Consider the following 17,162-nt stretch of genomic DNA (forward strand, 5'->3'; position numbering starts at 1 on the left):
AGTCAGTTGTCGAAACGGCGGCGGAAGCGCTCTTCCATGCGCTGCGCGAACGACCCGGCGGCACGGGGGCGGCGAATGCGACCACTGGCCCCACCCGGTCCTGACTGCCCGGTAGCACTTGTCTCGGAACGCCGGCTCCCAATGATTGCGAAGACTGCGGCACCGAACATCACCACGAATCCGATGACGCTCAGGATCGGGAAGTTCCCGATCTGGGTGGCGGGCACGGCGACACCAACCACCAGCATGGCCAATCCGATGCAGAAAAACGCCGCACCCTGCAGGCGACGGCGGCCGGAGGTCGCACCCAGGCGTCCTCCGCGCACACTCGACGCAAACTTGGGATCCTCCGCGTACAGCGCGCTCTCAATCTGGTCGAGCATGCGCTGCTCGTGCTCGGAGAGTGGCATCGGTCCCTCCCTCTGGCGCATTGCAACCGGTTGAGTATGTCGTGTCGTTTTATCAAGGGTGCTGCGGTTACAACACCCTCACGTTCATAATACGAGGTGAATACCCGCTATACCACCCGGTTCACCCACCAATCTCCCAGCCAGGCTCCACCGGGCAACCTCCCACGACGCGGCGCGCCGACGGACCCGGGAAAAACAGCTACAGCACCCAGGACTGGGCAGAGCGTGATAAACCCGGGCGGTACACACCGAGCCCACACGGAAACCAAAAGGACGCACGTTGACGACATTCGTGGCCGACTTGTCGCAACGCGATATGCAGCGCAGGCTCAGCGAAGCGCTTCGTGTCTACGTCATCGCCATGGGCTATCCCCATGGCACCGAGGATCAGCGCGCTCCCATGTGGCTGGAGCACAGCCGCAGACGCGGCTGGCAGGCGGCCGCCATCTTCGATGCTCCAGCCGTCTCATCGTCTGACTACACCAGACCCGACGAGGACCTGATGGACCAGGCACGCATCGTCGGGATCGCGTACGGCTATCGCGGTGCCGCAGACCAATGGTGGCACCAGCAGGTCAGCCAGGGCCTGCGGAAATCGGGAGTGCCGCGCGACCGCATCAGCGCCTTGCTCGACCAGTACTTCGAGCTGACGGAACTGCATGTCGACCCGGGGCTTCAGGGGCACGGCTTTGGCGAGGCGTTGGCGCGGCGGCTGCTGGCGGGCCGCTCCGAATCGCATGTCCTGCTGTCCACCCCCGAGATTACCGGTGAGTCCAACCGGGCATGGCGGCTGTACCGGCGGCTCGGATTCACCGATGTCATCCGGCAACACCAGTTCGCGGGAGACCCCAGACGATTCGCCGTGCTTGGCCGGCCTCTGCCTCTGGAGCCCGGCTATCGGCAGCCGGACGTGACCACCGTCTGGCACGATGAGCCACGATGACTAGGCCAGGGCGGGTGGGGCGCATCGTCGCCGTGCTGTTGTTGACGACGCTGCCGCTGCTGTCGGGATGTGTGCGTATCAAGGCCTCGATGACCGTCACCACCGACGATCACGTCTCCGGCCAACTGATCGCCGTCGCTAAACCGCAGGGCAAGGACGATAAGGGCCCTCAGCTCGACCGCAACATGTCGTTCGCCCAGAAGGTTCAGGTGGGCGAGTACGAGGAGAACGGCATGGTGGGGTCGCGTGCCATTTTCAACGATCTGACCTTCGCGGAGGTCCCCCAGCTGGCCGGGATGAACAAGAACGCCGCCGGATTCGACCTGACACTGCGACGCAACGGCGACGTTGTCGTGCTGGAGGGCCGCGCCGATCTCACCGCGCTGGAAGACACCTCAAATGCCGATGTGTCGCTGGCCATTTCCTTTCCCGGCGATATCGAATCGACCAACGGGGAGACGCTCGGTTCCGACGCCGTGCAATGGAAACTCAATCCCGGCGTGGTCAGCACATTCAGCGCGACCGCCCGCTACAGCGACCCCAGCACCCGCTCGTTCAATGGAGCCGCGATCTTCGTGACGATCTCTGCGCTGCTGGTGGGCGCCCTCGTCGCGTCCCTGGCGTGGCTGGACCGTGACCAATCCCCCCGGTTTACGCCCGACCAGTTCCCGGAGTAACCCGCACCCCGAGATTCTCCAGCACCTCGGAGGTGGCCCGCGCGAAGTTGAGCGTCATGAAGTGCACGCACGACACACCCTCGGCGATCAGCCGGGAGGCCATCGCGGTGGCGACCTCGACGCCGACCTTGCGAACCTCGTCACGGTTTTCCTCGGGACCGTCTCCGGCAGCCCGGAGAAGCCGTTCCTCCAGCGCAGCGGGCAGCGTCGAGGAGGCGAGCTCGACCTGCCTACGCACCGACCGCAGCGATGTGATGGGCATCAGCCCCGGAACGATCGGCTTGGCGCCTTGTTCCGGATCGGCGGCCACCACCCGATCACGCAGCCGCAGGTAGTCGTCGACGTCGAAGAACATCTGGGTAATGGAGTACTCAGCGCCTGCCCGCAGCTTGTTCACCAGATTGGCCGTATCGCGTTCCAGATCGATCGCCTGCGGATGGCCCTCCGGGAAAGAGGCCACGCCGACATGGAAATCGCCCAGATCACGAACCAGACGCACCAGCTCTTCGGCGTAGGTCAGGCCACCTGGGTGCGGAATCCATTCCGCATTCACGTCCCCGGCCGGATCGCCGCGCAGGGCAAGGATATTGGTGATGCCACGGTCCACATAGGCCCCCACCATGGCGCGCAACTCGTCGACCGAATGCCCAACGGCGGTCAGATGTGCGACCGGGAGCAAGGTGGTGTTCTCGGCCAGCTCACCGGTCACCCGCACCGTGCGGTCACGAGTTGAACCGCCCGCACCATAGGTCACCGAGACGAACACCGGCTGATACCGCTCGAAAACTCTTGCCGCCCGCCACAACCGAGCCTCAGCAGCCTCGTCGCGGGGCGGCATGAACTCCACCGAGAACGCGACATCGCCGGACGGAACCGCGGCGAGTCGATCGGCGATCGACCCCGGATCCTGCAGCTCGGCGACCGATGCGTCACGGTCGAGCGGGTGAGTTGTCACCTGTCCAGGATAGGTGCGATTAGTCTGGGTTCACTCCCCGCGTATCCGGGACCAATTATCGCACCGTGAAAGGACGCCCCGCTGAGTGTCAACGTAGCCGCTGCCAACGCCCGGCACCTGACCGATGCGGTGAGCGACCAACTGAGCCAGTTCCTGGCCGAATGCCGCGAGCACACCGCGCATATCGGGCAGAACTATGAGCATGCGATAACCGCCCTCGACCAGTTTGTGCTGCGTGGCGGCAAGAGGCTGCGCCCGGCGTTCGCCTACTGGGGCTGGCGAGCGGTGACCGACGACCCCGACCCGTGGAACCCCGACGTGCTGCGGGTGTGTGCCGCCCTCGAACTGCTGCACACCTGCGCGCTGATCCACGATGACGTCATCGACAGCTCCGCCACTCGCCGCGGTGAACGCACCATCCACGTCGAGTTCGCCGCCCTGCACCGCGAGAACAACTGGTCTGGCTCCGCCGAGCAGTTCGGTATTTCCGCCGCCATTCTCCTCGGCGATCTGGCACTCACCTGGGCAGATGACATGGTGGCCGGGGCTGGGCTGTCCCCGGAGGCACATGCGCGGACTCGGGGCGTGTGGTCGATCCTGCGCAGCGAGGTGCTCGGCGGCCAATATCTGGACATTCTGTCCGAATCCTCTGGCGATGAGTCCGTCGAAACAGCCATGAGAGTGATCCGCTTCAAGACCGCCGGCTACACCGTGCAGCGACCGCTGCAGCTGGGTGTCGCGATCGCGGCCGAGAACCCGGAGATCTCCGGACTTCTCGGCGATGTCGGGCTGGATATCGGCGTCGCATTCCAGCTGCGCGACGACGTACTCGGCGTTTTCGGCGACCCCAAGGTGACCGGGAAACCCGCCGGCGACGACCTGCGTGCCGGAAAGCGCACCGTGCTGTTGGCCGAGGCGCTGCGGCTGGCACGCATCAACGACAATGCCGCCGAGGACATGCTGCACTCCTGGATCGGTAGCCCGCTCACGGATCAGCAGGTCGCCGAGATGTGTTCACTGATAGTCGACTTGGGCGCGCTGGCGGCCGTTGAATCCCGTATCGAAGAGCACACACACCGCGCACTGGATCAGTTGGCCGGCGCCGATATCGCCGACGATGCCCGTGCCGCGCTGTCAGATCTTGTCCGATTGGTGTCCAACCGGAGCGCATGATCACGTGAGTACATCATCAAAGGCTGTGGAGCCTCCCCCGGAAAATGCCGGGTGGGCAGGCGTCTTCCTGCGGTCCCCCGCCGGACGCGCGGCCGTCACCGGATTCGGCGGCGCCATCCTCATCGCCATCGGCGGATTGGGCGCGGGCAGCACCCGGCAACACGACCCGCTGCTGGAATCGGTCGGGCTGTCCTGGTTGCGTTTCGGCCACGGGTTGGTGGTGTCCTCGATCTGCATGTGGCTTGGGGTAGTCCTCATGCTGCTGGCGTGGCTCGGGCTGGGTCGGCATGTGATCGCGGGCAAGGTGACCAAAGAGTCCATCCTGATCGTCATTCCCTGCTGGCTGCTGCCGCTGCTGGCCTCCGTGCCGGTGTTCAGCCGGGACGCGTACTCCTACCTCGCCCAGGGCGCGCTGCTGCGTGACGGATTCGACCCGTACGTGGTAGGGCCCGTGGAGAACCCGAACCCGTTGCTGGAGAACGTCAGTCCGATCTGGTCCACCACGACCGCGCCGTACGGGCCGCTGTTCATGCTTATCGCACGATTCGTCACCCAGATTGTCGGAGACGACGTGGTGGCGGGAACCATGCTGCTGCGGCTGTGCATGCTGCCCGGGCTGGCCCTGCTGGTGTGGGCCACACCCCGCGTCGCGCGCTGTCTTTCCGCCAACGCCAGCAAGGCGCTGTGGATCTGTGTGCTCAACCCGCTGGTCATCATCCATCTCATGGGCGGTGTGCACAACGAGATGCTGATGGTCGGCCTCATGATGGCGGGCATCGCGCTCGCCCTTGAGCGGCACCATGTTTGGGGCATCGCAGTAGTGACATTGGCGGTCGCGGTCAAGGCCACCGCCGGGCTGGCGCTGCCCTTCCTGGTGTGGATCTGGATGCGCCGCCTCGTTCAGAACGCCGACCAGGGCTCGCCGCAGCGCCGCCCGGTCGTCGCGTTCACGATGGCGTCGGCGACCTCTGTCGCGATCGTGGCCGCGGTTTTCGCTGTGCTGTCGTGGATCGCCGGAGTCGGCCTGGGATGGCTACCCGCACTGGCGGGCTCGGTGAAAATCATCAACTGGCTGACGGTGCCTACCGCGGTCGCCAACCTCATCAACGTCGTCGCGGGCCTTTTCGTCACCGTCAACTTCGATGCCTTGCTGTCGATCACCCGCGCCGTCGGCGCCGCACTGGTGGCGCTCGCGCTGCCGGTGGTGTGGTGGCGGCACCGGCACAACGAACGCGATGCGATGTTCGGGATCCTGTGGGCGATGGTGATCGTGGTACTCATGGCACCCGCCGCGCTGCCCTGGTACTACACGTGGCCGCTGGCCATTGCGGCGCCGTTACTGCAATCACGCACCGCCATCGCCGCCATCGCCGGGTTCTCCACCTGGATCATGGTGATCTTCAAACCCGATGGCTCCCACGGCATGTACGTGTGGATCCACGTGCTGATCGCCGCGACCTGTGCCGCGATCGCGTGGCGGATGATCAATACCGCACCCGAGTCACACGAACCCGAACCGGCCGGGGCCGATACTCCGGCACCCGCCGCCTAGTAGGCCATGGCCTGCGCACGCCGCAGTACTTCGCGTGCTTGGTGGCCGTGCAGTGCGTCGACCGGACGGGCCGCCTCGATACATTCGGTGGTGCCGTCCCTGGTCACGGTGAGCGACTCATCACCGGTGAACAACCAGCGCATGATTTCCGGCTCGTGATATCCCCCGTCGCGCAGCACGGACAGCAGCCCGGACAAGTGCTTCACCACGGGCCCTTCGGGGCTGAAAAAGATGACGGGAACCTTGATTTCGCCATCGCGACGCACCGCGATCAGCTCACCGTCACGCAGATACTGCTGAACCTTGCTCACCGTTACCCGCAGGCGCGTAGCCACTTCCTTGAGAGAGAACAGCGGCTCATCGGCGTCAAGCGTGTCGGCGACGTAGGGAATTGCGCTCATGACGAATGACGCTAGTCGTCCTGCGGGCCACCGTCGCCCAAAAGTGCCCTCCGGGTGTGGTGACACGCGTAACCTTCGGATCGTGACGAGTTCCGGCGATCCGACATCGGTCACCCACAGTGAGTACTACCCCTACCCCGTCGAGAAGGTCTGGGATGTTCTCGTCTCCCTAGAACTCACCGCCTCGCAGGTGAAAGAAGTCAACGACGCACCGGTCGAGGTCGGCGAGACCCGCGTCCTCATCACCCATCCGCAGCCCGCGGTCGGATTCGATGGCGTGCTCCGCACCACCTACACCAGCGTGGAACCCTGCGATCACATCGAACAGGTGCTGACCGCACCCGGAATCGAAGTGACCTCCCGGTGGAACCTGCTCCCGGAACCGGGTGGCACCCGGCTGCGGGTCACCTATAGCCGGTTTGACCCCGCCATCCCCCTGCATCGTCAATGGCGGACCATGCTGTTTTCGGGGGCCGGGCCGATGCTCAACTCCGTCCGCGAAATGCTCGACAAGCGACGTTGACGGCGGGGCGATCCCGCATCACTCGATACGATCGATGCGATGACATCGCCCAAGTCCCCGACCGGCCGCCTCGATCCCATGATCGGGGCGGTGCTCGACAGTCGGTATCGCATCGAAACCGCGATCGCAACGGGCGGTATGTCGACCGTGTACCGCGGGCTGGACACCCGGCTGGACCGCCCGGTGGCCGTGAAGGTGATGGACAGCCGCTACGCCTCCGACAGCGGGTTTCTCGCACGATTCCGGCTCGAAGCCCGGGCCGTCGCCCGGCTGCGTCACCCGGGTCTGGTGGCCGTGTTCGACCAGGGAATGGATGGTAGGCACCCGTTCCTGGTGATGGAACTGATCGACGGGGGCACGCTGCGGGAGCTGCTGCGTGAACGCGGGCCCATGCCGCCGCACGCGGTGGCCGCGGTGTTCAACCCGATGCTGGGCGGATTGGCGGTCGCACACCGGTCGGGACTGGTGCACCGCGACGTCAAACCCGAGAACGTCTTGATCTCCGATGACGGCGAGGTCAAACTCGCCGATTTCGGGCTCGTCCGTGCCGTCGCCGAAGCCGGGATAACCTCGACCAGCGTGATCTTGGGGACCGCGGCGTATCTGTCCCCCGAGCAGGTGCGCACCGGCTCGGCCGGCCCACGCAGCGATGTCTACTCGGCCGGCATCTTGATGTACGAGTTGCTCACCGGTTCAACACCATTCACCGGCGACACGCCGTTGGCGCTGGCCTATCAACGCATCGACCGTGATGTCCCGGCACCCAGTGAGGCGATCGACGGTATCCCGGAGGAGTTCGACGAACTGGTGCTGCGCGCCACCTCCCGCGACCCGGACGAGCGCTACGCCGACGCCGCACAGATGGGCGCCGAACTCGACGCCATCGCCGCCGAACTGCACCTGCCGTCCTTCCGGGTACCCGCGCCCCGGGATTCCAAACAGCATGTGGCCGAACAGCGATACCGCAGCCGGCTGATCGAGACGGGCGGCAGCACGGACGCCGCACCGGCCCGTGATTTCGACGCCGCCGACACCGCCTCGGCGGCGGCCGCCCTGGGTGTCGCTCCACGGCCCACCGCCGCGCCGCGCCCCAGGGTGCCCAATCCCACCCGGATGATGGACGCGGTGCCCGCGTACGAGCCCGAACTCGATGGGGAATTCGACGACGAATCCGACGAATCGGCATTCTTCGCCGATATCGACGACTCGGACTACCGGTACGAACGTCAGCAGAGCCGCCGCGCGATCTTCATGTGGCTGGTGATCGTCCTCATCATCACCAGCTCGGTGGCGGCGGGATGCTGGTCGCTGGGCGCCAACATCACCAACCTGCTCTAATCCCTGAGCATCTCCGCGACGAGAAACGCCAACTCCAGCGACTGCTGGGTGTTCAGACGCGGGTCGCATGCCGTCTCGTAGCGACCGGCCAGGTCATCATCCGAAATGTCCTGGGCCCCACCAAGACATTCGGTGACGTTCTCACCGGTGATCTCGACGTGAATACCGCCCGGATGCGTGCCGAGTGCGTTGTGCACCTCGAAGTAACCCTGCACCTCGTCGACGATCCGATCGAAATGCCGTGTCTTGTAACCGCTGGGCGACTCGTGGGTGTTGCCGTGCATGGGATCGCACTGCCAGACGATCTGATGTCCGGTGGCCTGCACCTTCTCGATGATCGGCGGAAGTAGATCGCGCACCTTCGAGTTGCCCATCCGCGAGACGAATGTCAGACGGCCCGGCTTGTTGTGCGGGTCAAGGCGTTCCACGTATTCGACGGCCTGATCGGGCGTGGTCGTCGGGCCGATCTTCATCCCGATCGGGTTGGCAATAATCTCGGCGAAGGCCACATGGGCGTGATCGAGCTGCCGCGTGCGGTCGCCGATCCACAGGTAGTGGGCCGACAGGTCGTAGAGCGCGGGCTCGCCGTTCTCGTCCTCGGCCAGGCGCAGCATCGCCCGCTCATAGTCGAGCACCAGCGCCTCGTGGCTCGCGTAGATCTCGGCGGTGTCCAGGTTGGAATCCGCCACACCGCAGGCGCTCATGAACTTCAGGCCGCGGTCGATCTCGGAGGCCAGCGCCTCGTACCGCGCACCCGCGGGCGAGGTGCGGACGAATTCGCGGTTCCAGTCGTGCACCAGGGCCAGCGAGGCCAGGCCCGAGCCGGTCACGGCACGCACCAGGTTCATCGCGGCACTGGCATTGGCGTAGGCGCGCACCAGGCGCGATGCGTCGTGCTCACGCAGTGCGGCGTCGGGGGCGAAACCGTTCACCATGTCGCCGCGGTAGGACTTCAGCCCCAGCGCGTCGGTGTCCGAGCTGCGTGGCTTGGCGTACTGGCCGGCGATACGGGCCAGCTTCACCACCGGCATGCTGGACCCGTACGTCAGCACCACCGCCATCTGCAGCAGTGCACGGATGTTGGCCCGGATATGCGGCTCGGTGTTATCGGCGAAGGTCTCGGCGCAGTCTCCGCCCTGCAGCAGAAAAGCCTCACCACGTGCCACCTGGGCCAGCTGGGCCTGCAAACGCTGGATCTCCGCGGGGACGGTGATCGGGGGCACGCTTTCCAGCACGGTCCGCATGGCAGCCGCCTGATTCGCGGGCCAGCTCGGCTGCTGAGCAGCAGGTTTGGCGAGCGCGGTATCCAGGCGCGCGCGCAGATCGGCCGGCAGCGGTGGCAGCTCCGGCAATTGGTCGATGGGGACGTCGACTGTCCAGTTCACGAACCCATCTTAACCGCCCCTTACCAGCGGATTTTTACCCGGGATTGCGCAGCGATCAGCCCTGCGGAACCATCGCGCGGTAGCGGGCCAGGTTGTACCGGGCATCCACCAGTGCATCGTGCGAGTCGGCGGGCCGTTTCGGCACAGCCGGCTGGCCCAGGTCCTGCCACAGCTGCTTAAGTTCCAGGGTGAACCGTGGGATGGGCCGGGGTAGCGCCGTCATCGGTCCCCACAGCTGGCAGAGCGCCACGTGGTCGTAGGCACCCACCCAGGCCCACAATTCGATCGGCTCGGCCGGCCCACCGCCGTTCAGACCGAGGAACTCGGCCAGCTCGTCGCGGATCTGACCGCGTGAGCGCCATAGCGGCGATGACAACGCCGGCAGCTTCGGCAGCACGTTCTGGCGCACCCACGGGCCCGCCTGCTGTGGATCGAAGGCGGTGGAGACGGCGTAGTACTCACGGCCGTCTTCACTGACCATCCCGATGGAGATGAGTTCGATGGTGCGGCCGTCGTCGATGAACTCCGTGTCGTAGAAATAACGCACGCCTGCCGCCTAGTTGTGCGCCGGAGAGGCCGGCGCCAGCTCATCGGCCTGTGCCGGCTCGTCCTCGCGCACACCATCGTTCACGTCCGACGGGGTACGCCGCAGCCATATCCAGCTGGCCACGATCACCCCGAGATGAACGAAGACGTACAAGCTGGGGATCAGGTCGTTCAGCACGCCGCCGGGTCGCAGCGTCAACGCACCCGAGTCCGGTGTCTTGCCGCTCAGGCTGGTGAACCAGGCCGCGAACACCGCGCAGAACGCCCACATCGTGATCGCGGACGCCCGTTTACCCAGCACGTACCCCCGGTAACCCAGGTGGACGACCAACGGCACGAACCACACCCAATGATGGCTCCAGCTGAACGGCGAGGCCGCCGCCGATGCCATCCCCACGATGGAGATCGCCAACAGCAGCCGACCTCGCCGGTAGGCCAGGACCGCGACCACCAGGCTCGCCGCGATCACCAGCACAGACAGCGCGGTGGCGGTCCCGGCCGACAGGTCCAATCGGAGAAATAGTCCGCTGATGCTGGTGCTCGCGGTGGGATCGCGGGTGATGCGGCTGATCTTCTCGAAGGCACGGTCCACCCAGTAGTAGTGCGAGGCGGACGGCAAGAAGACGAAGCCCAGAACGATGGTGCCGAGCAGCGTGACGGTCGCGACGACGGCCGCGCGAATCCGTCCCACCAGGAACAAGAAGACGATGAAGATCATCGGGGTCAGCTTGATACCGGCCACGATCCCGATGCCGACCCCGGCCAGCTTCCACCGTTTGGGAGCCAAGATGTCCGTGACCACGACGGCCAATATCAGCAGGTTGATCTGGCCCAGCTGAATGGAGAGCCGGACCGGCTCCAGCCACGAAACCAGCCCGACCAACAGGGCCAGCAGCCCCCACAACCCGGCCTTGACGGAGACATTCAGCCAGGCCAGCATGCGCCACACCGAGTAGACGAGCAGCGCCGGGAACACCACAAGCGACAGGATCTGCGCCGTGAAGTCGGTAATGAAGGCCAGCGGGGTGAATACCAATGCCGCGAACGGTGTGTAGGTGAACAGCAGATCGTCGAGCTCGCCGTTGCGCCCGATCGAGTACAGATCTAGCCCGTCCAGTACGCGGGTGCCACCGAATCGGTACACCAACACGTCGATCTGCAGCGCATACGTCGGCCAGTGAATGAAGACGACCGCGTGCAGCAACAGAGCGACAGCGAGGACGAGCGGGCCACCCCACGTGATCCATCTGGCAACTCGATGAGCGGAGCCGCGGTCCGCGATGGTGGTTTCGTTTATTGAATTCGGCACGGCCCTCGCATCTCTCAGTTCTCCCGCCGGTGGCCTCAAGACTAGCGGGCGCGGCGCCGATAGCTGACCCACGCCCCACTGCGAGGTGCCACGTCAGATGCAGGGAAGATGCACGGACCCCCGATTAACCGGCGGCGCTCTCCGGGATGCGATCGGGCTGCGTGGAGGACTCCGTGGGCTTGCCGGGGCTCTCCTTGAGCGCGGACGCGTAGATGTCGACGTACTCCTGACCGGACAGCTGCATCAGCTCGTACATCACCTCGTCGATGACCGCACGTTCGATGAAGCGGTTTCCGGCCATCCCGTCGAAGCGCGCGAAGTCCAGCGGCTTGCCGATCTTGACGGTGACCTTGGAAAAGTGCCAGCGAGCGGTTCCCGGGGGATTCATCACATCGGTGCCGACCATCGCGATCGGGATCACCGGTACCCCCGTGGCCAGCGCCATGCGCGCCAAACCCGTCTTGCCCTTGTACAGGCGTCCGTCCGGGGACCGGGTGCCCTCCGGGTAGATGCCCAGCAGCTTGCCCTCCCCGAGCAACCGCTTGGCGGTGCTCAGCGCGTTCTCAGCGGCGTCAGCGCTGGCCCGATCGATCGGCACCTGCCCGGCGCCACTGAAGAAGACCTTCTTGAGCCAGCCCTTGAACCCGGGCTCGGTGAAGTACTCGCTCTTGGCCAGGAAGGTGACCCGGCGGCGCAACACCAGGCACAAGTAGAAGCTGTCCACCACCGCCAGGTGGTTACCTGCCAGGATTACCGGCCCGGACGAAGGGACGTTCTCCAGACCTTCGACCTTCGGGCGGCCCATCAGCTGCAGGATCGGCCCCATGAAGATGAACTTCAGCAGCCAATAGAACATCGCGCATCCTCTCCCGATCCCCGTGAGCAGCACAGGGCTGGCGCCGAGCTTACCCTCGGCGACGGCGAATCTCCGTGGACTGTCTAAGGTCCCGCGCATTGCCGTACCGGGCACGGACCTGCGACAAGATCGTGAACTCGTCGCGGCTGGTAGAGGCCTATGGCGCGCTGGCAGCGCCGGGGCGCTCGTCACTCGTCGATGTCGACCGGGATGGGTTGGTAGCCAGTGGATTGCGAGCTCGGCGACGGAGCCGGGAACGGACTGTGATACTCGCGACCGGGCCCACCATCTGGGCCGTCGGGATCGTCGGGGCCACCCTGCCCCTCGGCCTCCAACATCGCCCGCACCACCATCACCAGCGCGAGGCTGTGTTCGGCGATCGTGGCCAACAACGGATGGTGCTCACCCTCGACAAGGGCCGCCAGCGCGCAGACGGGACAGAACAGCTGGTTGCATTTTCCGCGCACAGCGCCGTCTCCGGGGGCGCGAGCAGCCTGCCGTAGCGCCGGATCGAGCATGTCGAGGATGGAGGCAGCCAACGCCCGCAGCTCGGGACCGAGCTCCGGATGGGTACCCGTCACGTAGGCCACACCTCCGGATCCGCTCTAAACCGTATGGTCAGCTCGCTACTGACAAGCCGGGCATCGACAACCACACAGCGCCGCAGCACGGAGGCCAGCCGGACCCGCCGGCGCATCCCATTTGCACCGATGACCAGGTCATCTCCCACCCGGCCGAGGCTCAACGTGGCCGGGTCGATCTGCGGTAACTCTAGCCGCAACCGATAGACGGTGTCCGCTCCGGATCCGGATTCGTGCTCCACGACGGTGGCCAGCGGTGCCGGGGGCGCAGCGCCGTCGCGCCGCCGCACCGCGTCGGCCAGTTCACCGAGGGCCTCGGGCCCGATGGGCTCGCGCGGCAGATGCGGTACCAGCAGCATCTCCACGTCGCCGATCGCCTCCCCCATCTCGTCGAGAACCGCGGCTTGGTCGGCGATGCGCTGCATGTACCAGTCAAACGCCGGATGTGCCGGCAGATTGTGGTATTCGTACGAATCATCTTGAATGAGAACCTGATTGACGATCACCTGGTCGATGCGCACGCCCATCAGCGCCAGCGCTCCCACGGTACGGATGGCCTCGGCCACCACCACCCGCTCGGGAGTCAGCACCAGGTGCGCTCCCACCCGCTCGGCGTCCGACAGCAAGCCCGCGAGCCGATCCGCCGACGCCGCAACGCGTTCCAGCAGTTCGGCCAGAATCTGCGCGCGAGGCGTGCCGACACCGCCGAGTCGACGATGCCGCGGCCAGGCCCGTTCCAGGTACATCGCGAAGGTTCCGGGCAGGGTCAACATGCGCAACGCGTCGGCGGTCGAAGCACAGTCGACCACGACGACATCCCATTCGCCCGTCTCCGCCAGCTGCTGGACCTCGCGCAGCCCAAGCATCTCCTGGACACCCGGAAGCGCGGAAAGCTCTTCGGGCGCAAGCGATCCGATATCCGATTCGGGGTACTGCGCGGCGATTATCTCGGCAATGTCGCCCCAACGCCGCTCCAGCAGACCCAGGGTGTCCAGGGCCATGACGTCGAGTTGCCCCCCGTACGGGTCCTCGATCACCCGCACACAATGGGCACCCGGCGACGGATCGACCCGGACGCCGAAAACGTCGCCAAGGGAATGCGCCTGATCGGTGGATACCGCGAGCACCCGTTGGCCTGCCCGCGCGTAGCGCACCGCGGTGGCGCCGGCCAGCGTCGACTTACCCACGCCCCCCTTGCCGACGAAAAGACCGATGGTGGCTGTCAACGGCGATTCGACATCTGGGCGCGGCGTCGCGTCGACGTCGCTAGCGGTCAGATTCGACTCGCTTCTTCAGATCCTTGAGCGCGGAATCGGTGATCTTGCGTTCGGCCTTACGTTTGAGCATTCCGATCATCGGAATTTGAAGGTCGACCGCGAGCTCATACGTCACCTCAGTGCCAGACCCTTTGGGCGCCAAAAGGTATGTCCCTTCCAGCGAACGCAATAGGGAACTTTCCGCCAGGGTCCAGGTGACCTTGCGGCCATCCGGAGACCACACGTACTCCAGGACCTGTGTGTCCTTGAGGACACCGGCGTCCAGCACCAACCGGGCACGTTTGACCCTGCCCTGGGAGTCGGTGTCGAGCACCTCGGTTTCCTTGTACTCCGACACCCATTCCGGGTAGGCGCCGATATCGGCGATCACCGCCATCACTTTGCCGGGTTCGGCATCAATGGCAATCGTTTGGGTAGTCTTCTCAGCCACCTGACAGACGGTACCCTTCTCCCTGCCGCTCGGATACTCCCATCCTGGCAATTCGCCGCGGCCGCGCGAAGGAGAGACGCCCATGAGTCGTCTGGTAGCGAAGGTGCTCGGTGTGCACCAGAGCATCTACATCGCATCGAAAGGCTATCTGGGTCATCGTGTTCCGGGTATGGCCCCCAGCCTGCTACTGACCTCTATCGGCGCCAAGAGCGGAGCGCGGCGCATCAACTCGCTGACCTACGCAACGGATGGCGACAATCTCGTCATCGTGGCCTCGAATGGCGGCGCCCGGCGCAATCCCGCCTGGTATCACAACCTCAAGGCCCATCCGGACGTACAGGTGCAGCTGGGCAGGCATAAGCGCCGGGTCCGCGCGACACCCCTGCTGCCCGGTGACGCGGATTACGAGCGACTGTGGAAGTTAGCCGACACCAACAACTCTGGCCATTACAGCGCCTACCAGCGGGCGACTTCCCGCCCCATCCCGTTGGTCGTGCTCGCCGCTATCTGATCAGGCCTGCGGCACCCACGACTCGCCGATCGGCCGACTGGCCTCGAGCCGCTGCTTGATCCCGAAGGCGAACCGCTTCCCGGCGATGCGACGGGCGTGATTGAGCTTGGCCAAATTCAACTTGGCCACCTGTGCGGCGCTTGCGCCGGTGGGCTCAGCGTGCAGGAAATAGTGCAGGATCGCACCGTCCAGCGCGGGCTCGAGCCACACCTCCATCGTTCCGGTGACGGCTCCGGCGACCGTCCAGCGGATACCCTTCTCGCCTCGCTCCTCGACGACGTTAAGCTGCAGGTCAGGCCACCAACGGCGCCAATCCGCAGGGCTGGATATGGCGCGGCCGATGTCCGCGGGATCTGCGGCGATAAAGGTCTGGTCGGCGACCTGAATGCTGTTCATCGCGGACAAGCTTAAGCCTCGCCGCCGAAGGAAATGCGGCAACGCCTTCGACGATCTTGAGGCCACGACTAGTCTGAGCCGGTGCGAGAGTTCAGCGTCCCTGCCCCGTTCACCGTCGAGGACAACGCGTCGGTTGTTCATGCCGTCTATGACTACGAGCGTGAAGACCCCAACCAGGCGGCGTTTTCCCGCCTCGTCGACGGCACCTGGACACCCGTCACGTACGCGGAGGCCGCGGCGCAGATCCGTGCGGTGGCCAATGGTCTGATCGCCAAGGGCGTGGCGCCCGGCGATCGCGTGGCGCTGATCTCGGCGACGCGGTACGAGTGGACGATCATCGACTACGCGGTCCTGTCGATCGGCGCCATCACCGTGCCCATCTACGAGACGTCCTCGGCCGATCAGGTCCGGTGGGTACTGCAGGACTCCGCGGCGGTGGCGCTGTTCGTGGAATCCGATGCCCACGCCGCGATCGCCGAAGAGCTCGCGCCCGAACTGCCCAACCTGCGCACCGTGTTTCACATCGCCAGTTCGGGCGCACCTGCGGCCCTCGATGAACTCACCGAGGCGGGTGCCGGTGTGGACCCCGCCGAGCTCACCGCCCGGCTCGACGCCATCAAGGCCACCGACCCTGCGACGCTCATCTACACCTCGGGAACCACCGGGCGCCCCAAGGGCTGCCAGCTCACTCACTCCAATCTGGTGTACGAAACCCGCGGCGCGCGTGCTGTTTTCCCGGATTACTTGCAGAAGGGCAGCAGGACGCTGATCTTCCTGCCGCTGGCTCACGTGCTGGCCCGCGGTATCGCGATGGCGTGCTTCCAGTCCAAGGTAAGCGTCGGTTTTACCAGCGATATCAAGACGCTGGTGCCGACATTCGGGATCTTCAAGCCGACCTTCATCGTCTCGGTCCCCCGCATCTTCGAAAAGGTGTACAACACCGCGCGTCAGAACGCCCAGAATGACGGCAAGGGAAAGATTTTCGACGCCGCCGCCGATACCGCCGTCGAATACAGCCAGGCGCTGGACAACGGCGGCCCGGGCATCGTGTTGCGCGCCAAGCGTGCCGCCTTCGACAAGCTGGTGTACGGCAAGCTGCGCGCGGCGCTCGGCGGTGAGTGCGTGGCGTCGATCTCCGGTGGAGCTCCGTTGGGTGCCCGACTGGGCCACTTCTACCGCGGCGTCGGCCTGACCATCTACGAGGGCTACGGCCTCACCGAAACGACGGCGGCCTGTGCCGTGAACGTCATCGGCGGGCTCAAGATCGGCAGTGTCGGAAGGCCGTTGCCCGGTAACGCCGCCAAAATCGCCGAAGACGGCGAATTACTGGTGTCCGGTGGCGTCGTGTTCAGTGGGTACTGGAACAACGAGACCGCCACCAGCGAATCGATCTTGGATGGGTGGTTCCACACCGGCGACCTCGGCGCGATCGATGAGGACGGCTTCATCACGATCACTGGCCGCAAGAAGGAAATTATCGTCACCGCCGGCGGCAAGAACGTCGCACCCGCGGTGCTGGAGGATCAGCTGCGCGCTCACCCGTTGATCAGTCAGGCAATGGCCGTCGGCGACAAGCAACCGTTCATCGGCGCTCTCATCACGATCGACCCCGAGGCCATCGACGGCTGGAAGCAGCGCAACGGCAAGCCCGCCGATGCCACCGTCGCCGACCTGGTCGAGGATCCTGACCTCCTCGCGGAAATCCAGACCGCCGTGAAGGCAGCCAATCAGGTTGTCTCCCATGCCGAAGCCATCAAGAAGTTCCGGATTCTGCCGGTCGACTTCACCGAGGCTACCGGCGAGATGACGCCGACGCTGAAGGTGAAGCGCAACGTGGTCGCCGAGAAGTTCGCGGCAGATATCGACGCGATCTACTCGGGGTCACCCGAGTAGATCGGT

19 protein-coding genes are annotated in these 17,162 nt (G+C 65.3%); 8 read left to right on the forward strand and 11 right to left on the reverse strand.

The window, feature by feature from the left end; genetic code table 11:
• Nucleotides 1-2 precede the first annotated feature (2 nt).
• Nucleotides 3-410 (reverse strand): DUF3040 domain-containing protein, encoded by a 408-nt coding sequence (locus B4383_RS15095; RefSeq protein ID WP_078291646.1) that lies wholly within the window; start codon nt 408-410, stop codon nt 3-5.
• A gap of 280 nt (nt 411-690) precedes the next feature.
• On the opposite strand from B4383_RS15095, the gene B4383_RS15100 reads away from it, so the two are divergent.
• Nucleotides 691-1,353, forward strand: coding sequence for a GNAT family N-acetyltransferase (locus B4383_RS15100; RefSeq protein WP_078291546.1), 663 nt, complete (start codon nt 691-693; stop codon nt 1,351-1,353).
• Between the two features lie 14 nt (nt 1,354-1,367).
• Complete coding sequence (locus B4383_RS15105; RefSeq protein ID WP_078291544.1) at nt 1,368-2,030, forward strand: DUF3153 domain-containing protein; 663 nt, start codon at nt 1,368-1,370, stop codon at nt 2,028-2,030.
• Here B4383_RS15105 and metF read toward each other — a convergent pair.
• Entirely contained in the window at nt 2,005-2,985 is a 981-nt protein-coding gene (gene metF, locus B4383_RS15110) for a methylenetetrahydrofolate reductase [NAD(P)H] (RefSeq protein ID WP_078291542.1), read from the reverse strand. The two genes, B4383_RS15105 and metF, sit on opposite strands and share 26 nt — an antisense overlap.
• Nucleotides 2,986-3,114: 129 nt before the next feature.
• Here metF and B4383_RS15115 point away from each other — a divergent pair, with 129 nt between their 5' ends.
• Together B4383_RS15115 and B4383_RS15120 are read left to right on the forward strand one after the other, a co-directional pair.
• Nucleotides 3,115-4,158 (forward strand): polyprenyl synthetase family protein, encoded by a 1,044-nt coding sequence (locus B4383_RS15115; RefSeq protein WP_078291540.1) that lies wholly within the window; start codon nt 3,115-3,117, stop codon nt 4,156-4,158.
• A gap of 67 nt (nt 4,159-4,225) precedes the next feature.
• Nucleotides 4,226-5,710, forward strand: a complete 1,485-nt coding sequence (locus B4383_RS15120; RefSeq protein ID WP_286143846.1) for an alpha-(1->6)-mannopyranosyltransferase A — start codon at nt 4,226-4,228, stop codon at nt 5,708-5,710.
• On the opposite strand, the gene B4383_RS15125 is transcribed toward B4383_RS15120, so the two are convergent.
• Nucleotides 5,707-6,111, reverse strand: a complete 405-nt coding sequence (locus tag B4383_RS15125) for an Rv2175c family DNA-binding protein (RefSeq protein WP_078291536.1) — start codon at nt 6,109-6,111, stop codon at nt 5,707-5,709. The two genes, B4383_RS15120 and B4383_RS15125, sit on opposite strands and share 4 nt — an antisense overlap.
• 82 nt (nt 6,112-6,193) lie before the next feature.
• On the opposite strand from B4383_RS15125, the gene B4383_RS15130 reads away from it, so the two are divergent.
• Together B4383_RS15130 and B4383_RS15135 are read left to right on the forward strand one after the other, a co-directional pair.
• Entirely contained in the window at nt 6,194-6,634 is a 441-nt protein-coding gene (locus tag B4383_RS15130) for an SRPBCC domain-containing protein (protein ID WP_078291534.1), read from the forward strand.
• A gap of 39 nt (nt 6,635-6,673) precedes the next feature.
• A complete protein-coding gene (locus B4383_RS15135) occupies nt 6,674-7,972 on the forward strand; it encodes a protein kinase (protein WP_139360799.1) in 1,299 nt (432 codons plus the stop codon).
• Here the strand turns inward: B4383_RS15135 and B4383_RS15140 are convergent.
• The 7 genes from B4383_RS15140 to B4383_RS15170 form a co-directional block, all read right to left on the reverse strand.
• Nucleotides 7,969-9,357: a class II 3-deoxy-7-phosphoheptulonate synthase gene (locus B4383_RS15140; RefSeq protein ID WP_078291531.1), complete on the reverse strand. Its 1,389-nt coding sequence runs from the start codon at nt 9,355-9,357 to the stop codon at nt 7,969-7,971. The two genes, B4383_RS15135 and B4383_RS15140, sit on opposite strands and share 4 nt — an antisense overlap.
• Before the next feature lie 55 nt (nt 9,358-9,412).
• Complete coding sequence (locus B4383_RS15145; protein ID WP_078291530.1) at nt 9,413-9,904, reverse strand: polyadenylate-specific 3'-exoribonuclease AS; 492 nt, start codon at nt 9,902-9,904, stop codon at nt 9,413-9,415.
• 9 nt (nt 9,905-9,913) lie between these two features.
• Nucleotides 9,914-11,212 carry a glycosyltransferase 87 family protein gene (locus B4383_RS15150; RefSeq protein WP_078291528.1) on the reverse strand — a complete coding sequence of 433 codons (1,299 nt, stop codon included), beginning with the start codon at nt 11,210-11,212 and terminating at the stop codon, nt 9,914-9,916.
• A 124-nt stretch (nt 11,213-11,336) separates the two neighbouring features.
• Nucleotides 11,337-12,068, reverse strand: coding sequence for a lysophospholipid acyltransferase family protein (locus tag B4383_RS15155; RefSeq protein WP_078291526.1), 732 nt, complete (start codon nt 12,066-12,068; stop codon nt 11,337-11,339).
• A gap of 188 nt (nt 12,069-12,256) precedes the next feature.
• Nucleotides 12,257-12,649 (reverse strand): hypothetical protein, encoded by a 393-nt coding sequence (locus B4383_RS15160; RefSeq protein WP_078291642.1) that lies wholly within the window; start codon nt 12,647-12,649, stop codon nt 12,257-12,259.
• Complete coding sequence (locus tag B4383_RS15165) at nt 12,646-13,926, reverse strand: ArsA family ATPase (protein ID WP_217697254.1); 1,281 nt, start codon at nt 13,924-13,926, stop codon at nt 12,646-12,648. Before B4383_RS15165 ends, B4383_RS15160 begins: the two co-directional genes overlap by 4 nt.
• Entirely contained in the window at nt 13,916-14,356 is a 441-nt protein-coding gene (locus B4383_RS15170; RefSeq protein WP_078291639.1) for an SRPBCC family protein, read from the reverse strand. Before B4383_RS15170 ends, B4383_RS15165 begins: the two co-directional genes overlap by 11 nt.
• Before the next feature lie 82 nt (nt 14,357-14,438).
• Here B4383_RS15170 and B4383_RS15175 point away from each other — a divergent pair, with 82 nt between their 5' ends.
• The gene (locus B4383_RS15175; protein ID WP_078291522.1) at nt 14,439-14,867 is read left to right on the forward strand and encodes a nitroreductase family deazaflavin-dependent oxidoreductase; all 429 of its coding nucleotides are present in this window, start codon (nt 14,439-14,441) and stop codon (nt 14,865-14,867) included.
• On the opposite strand, the gene B4383_RS15180 is transcribed toward B4383_RS15175, so the two are convergent.
• Nucleotides 14,868-15,263 (reverse strand): polyketide cyclase / dehydrase and lipid transport, encoded by a 396-nt coding sequence (locus B4383_RS15180; protein WP_078291520.1) that lies wholly within the window; start codon nt 15,261-15,263, stop codon nt 14,868-14,870.
• Nucleotides 15,264-15,344: 81 nt separating this feature from the next.
• Between B4383_RS15180 and B4383_RS15185 the strand changes: the two genes are divergently transcribed.
• Nucleotides 15,345-17,156 (forward strand): long-chain fatty acid--CoA ligase, encoded by a 1,812-nt coding sequence (locus B4383_RS15185; protein ID WP_078291518.1) that lies wholly within the window; start codon nt 15,345-15,347, stop codon nt 17,154-17,156.
• Nucleotides 17,157-17,162: the final 6 nt, after the last annotated feature.

The sequence above is a fragment of the Mycobacterium sp. D16R24 genome (assembly GCF_002013385.1).
GTDB lineage: Bacteria > Actinomycetota > Actinomycetes > Mycobacteriales > Mycobacteriaceae > Mycobacterium.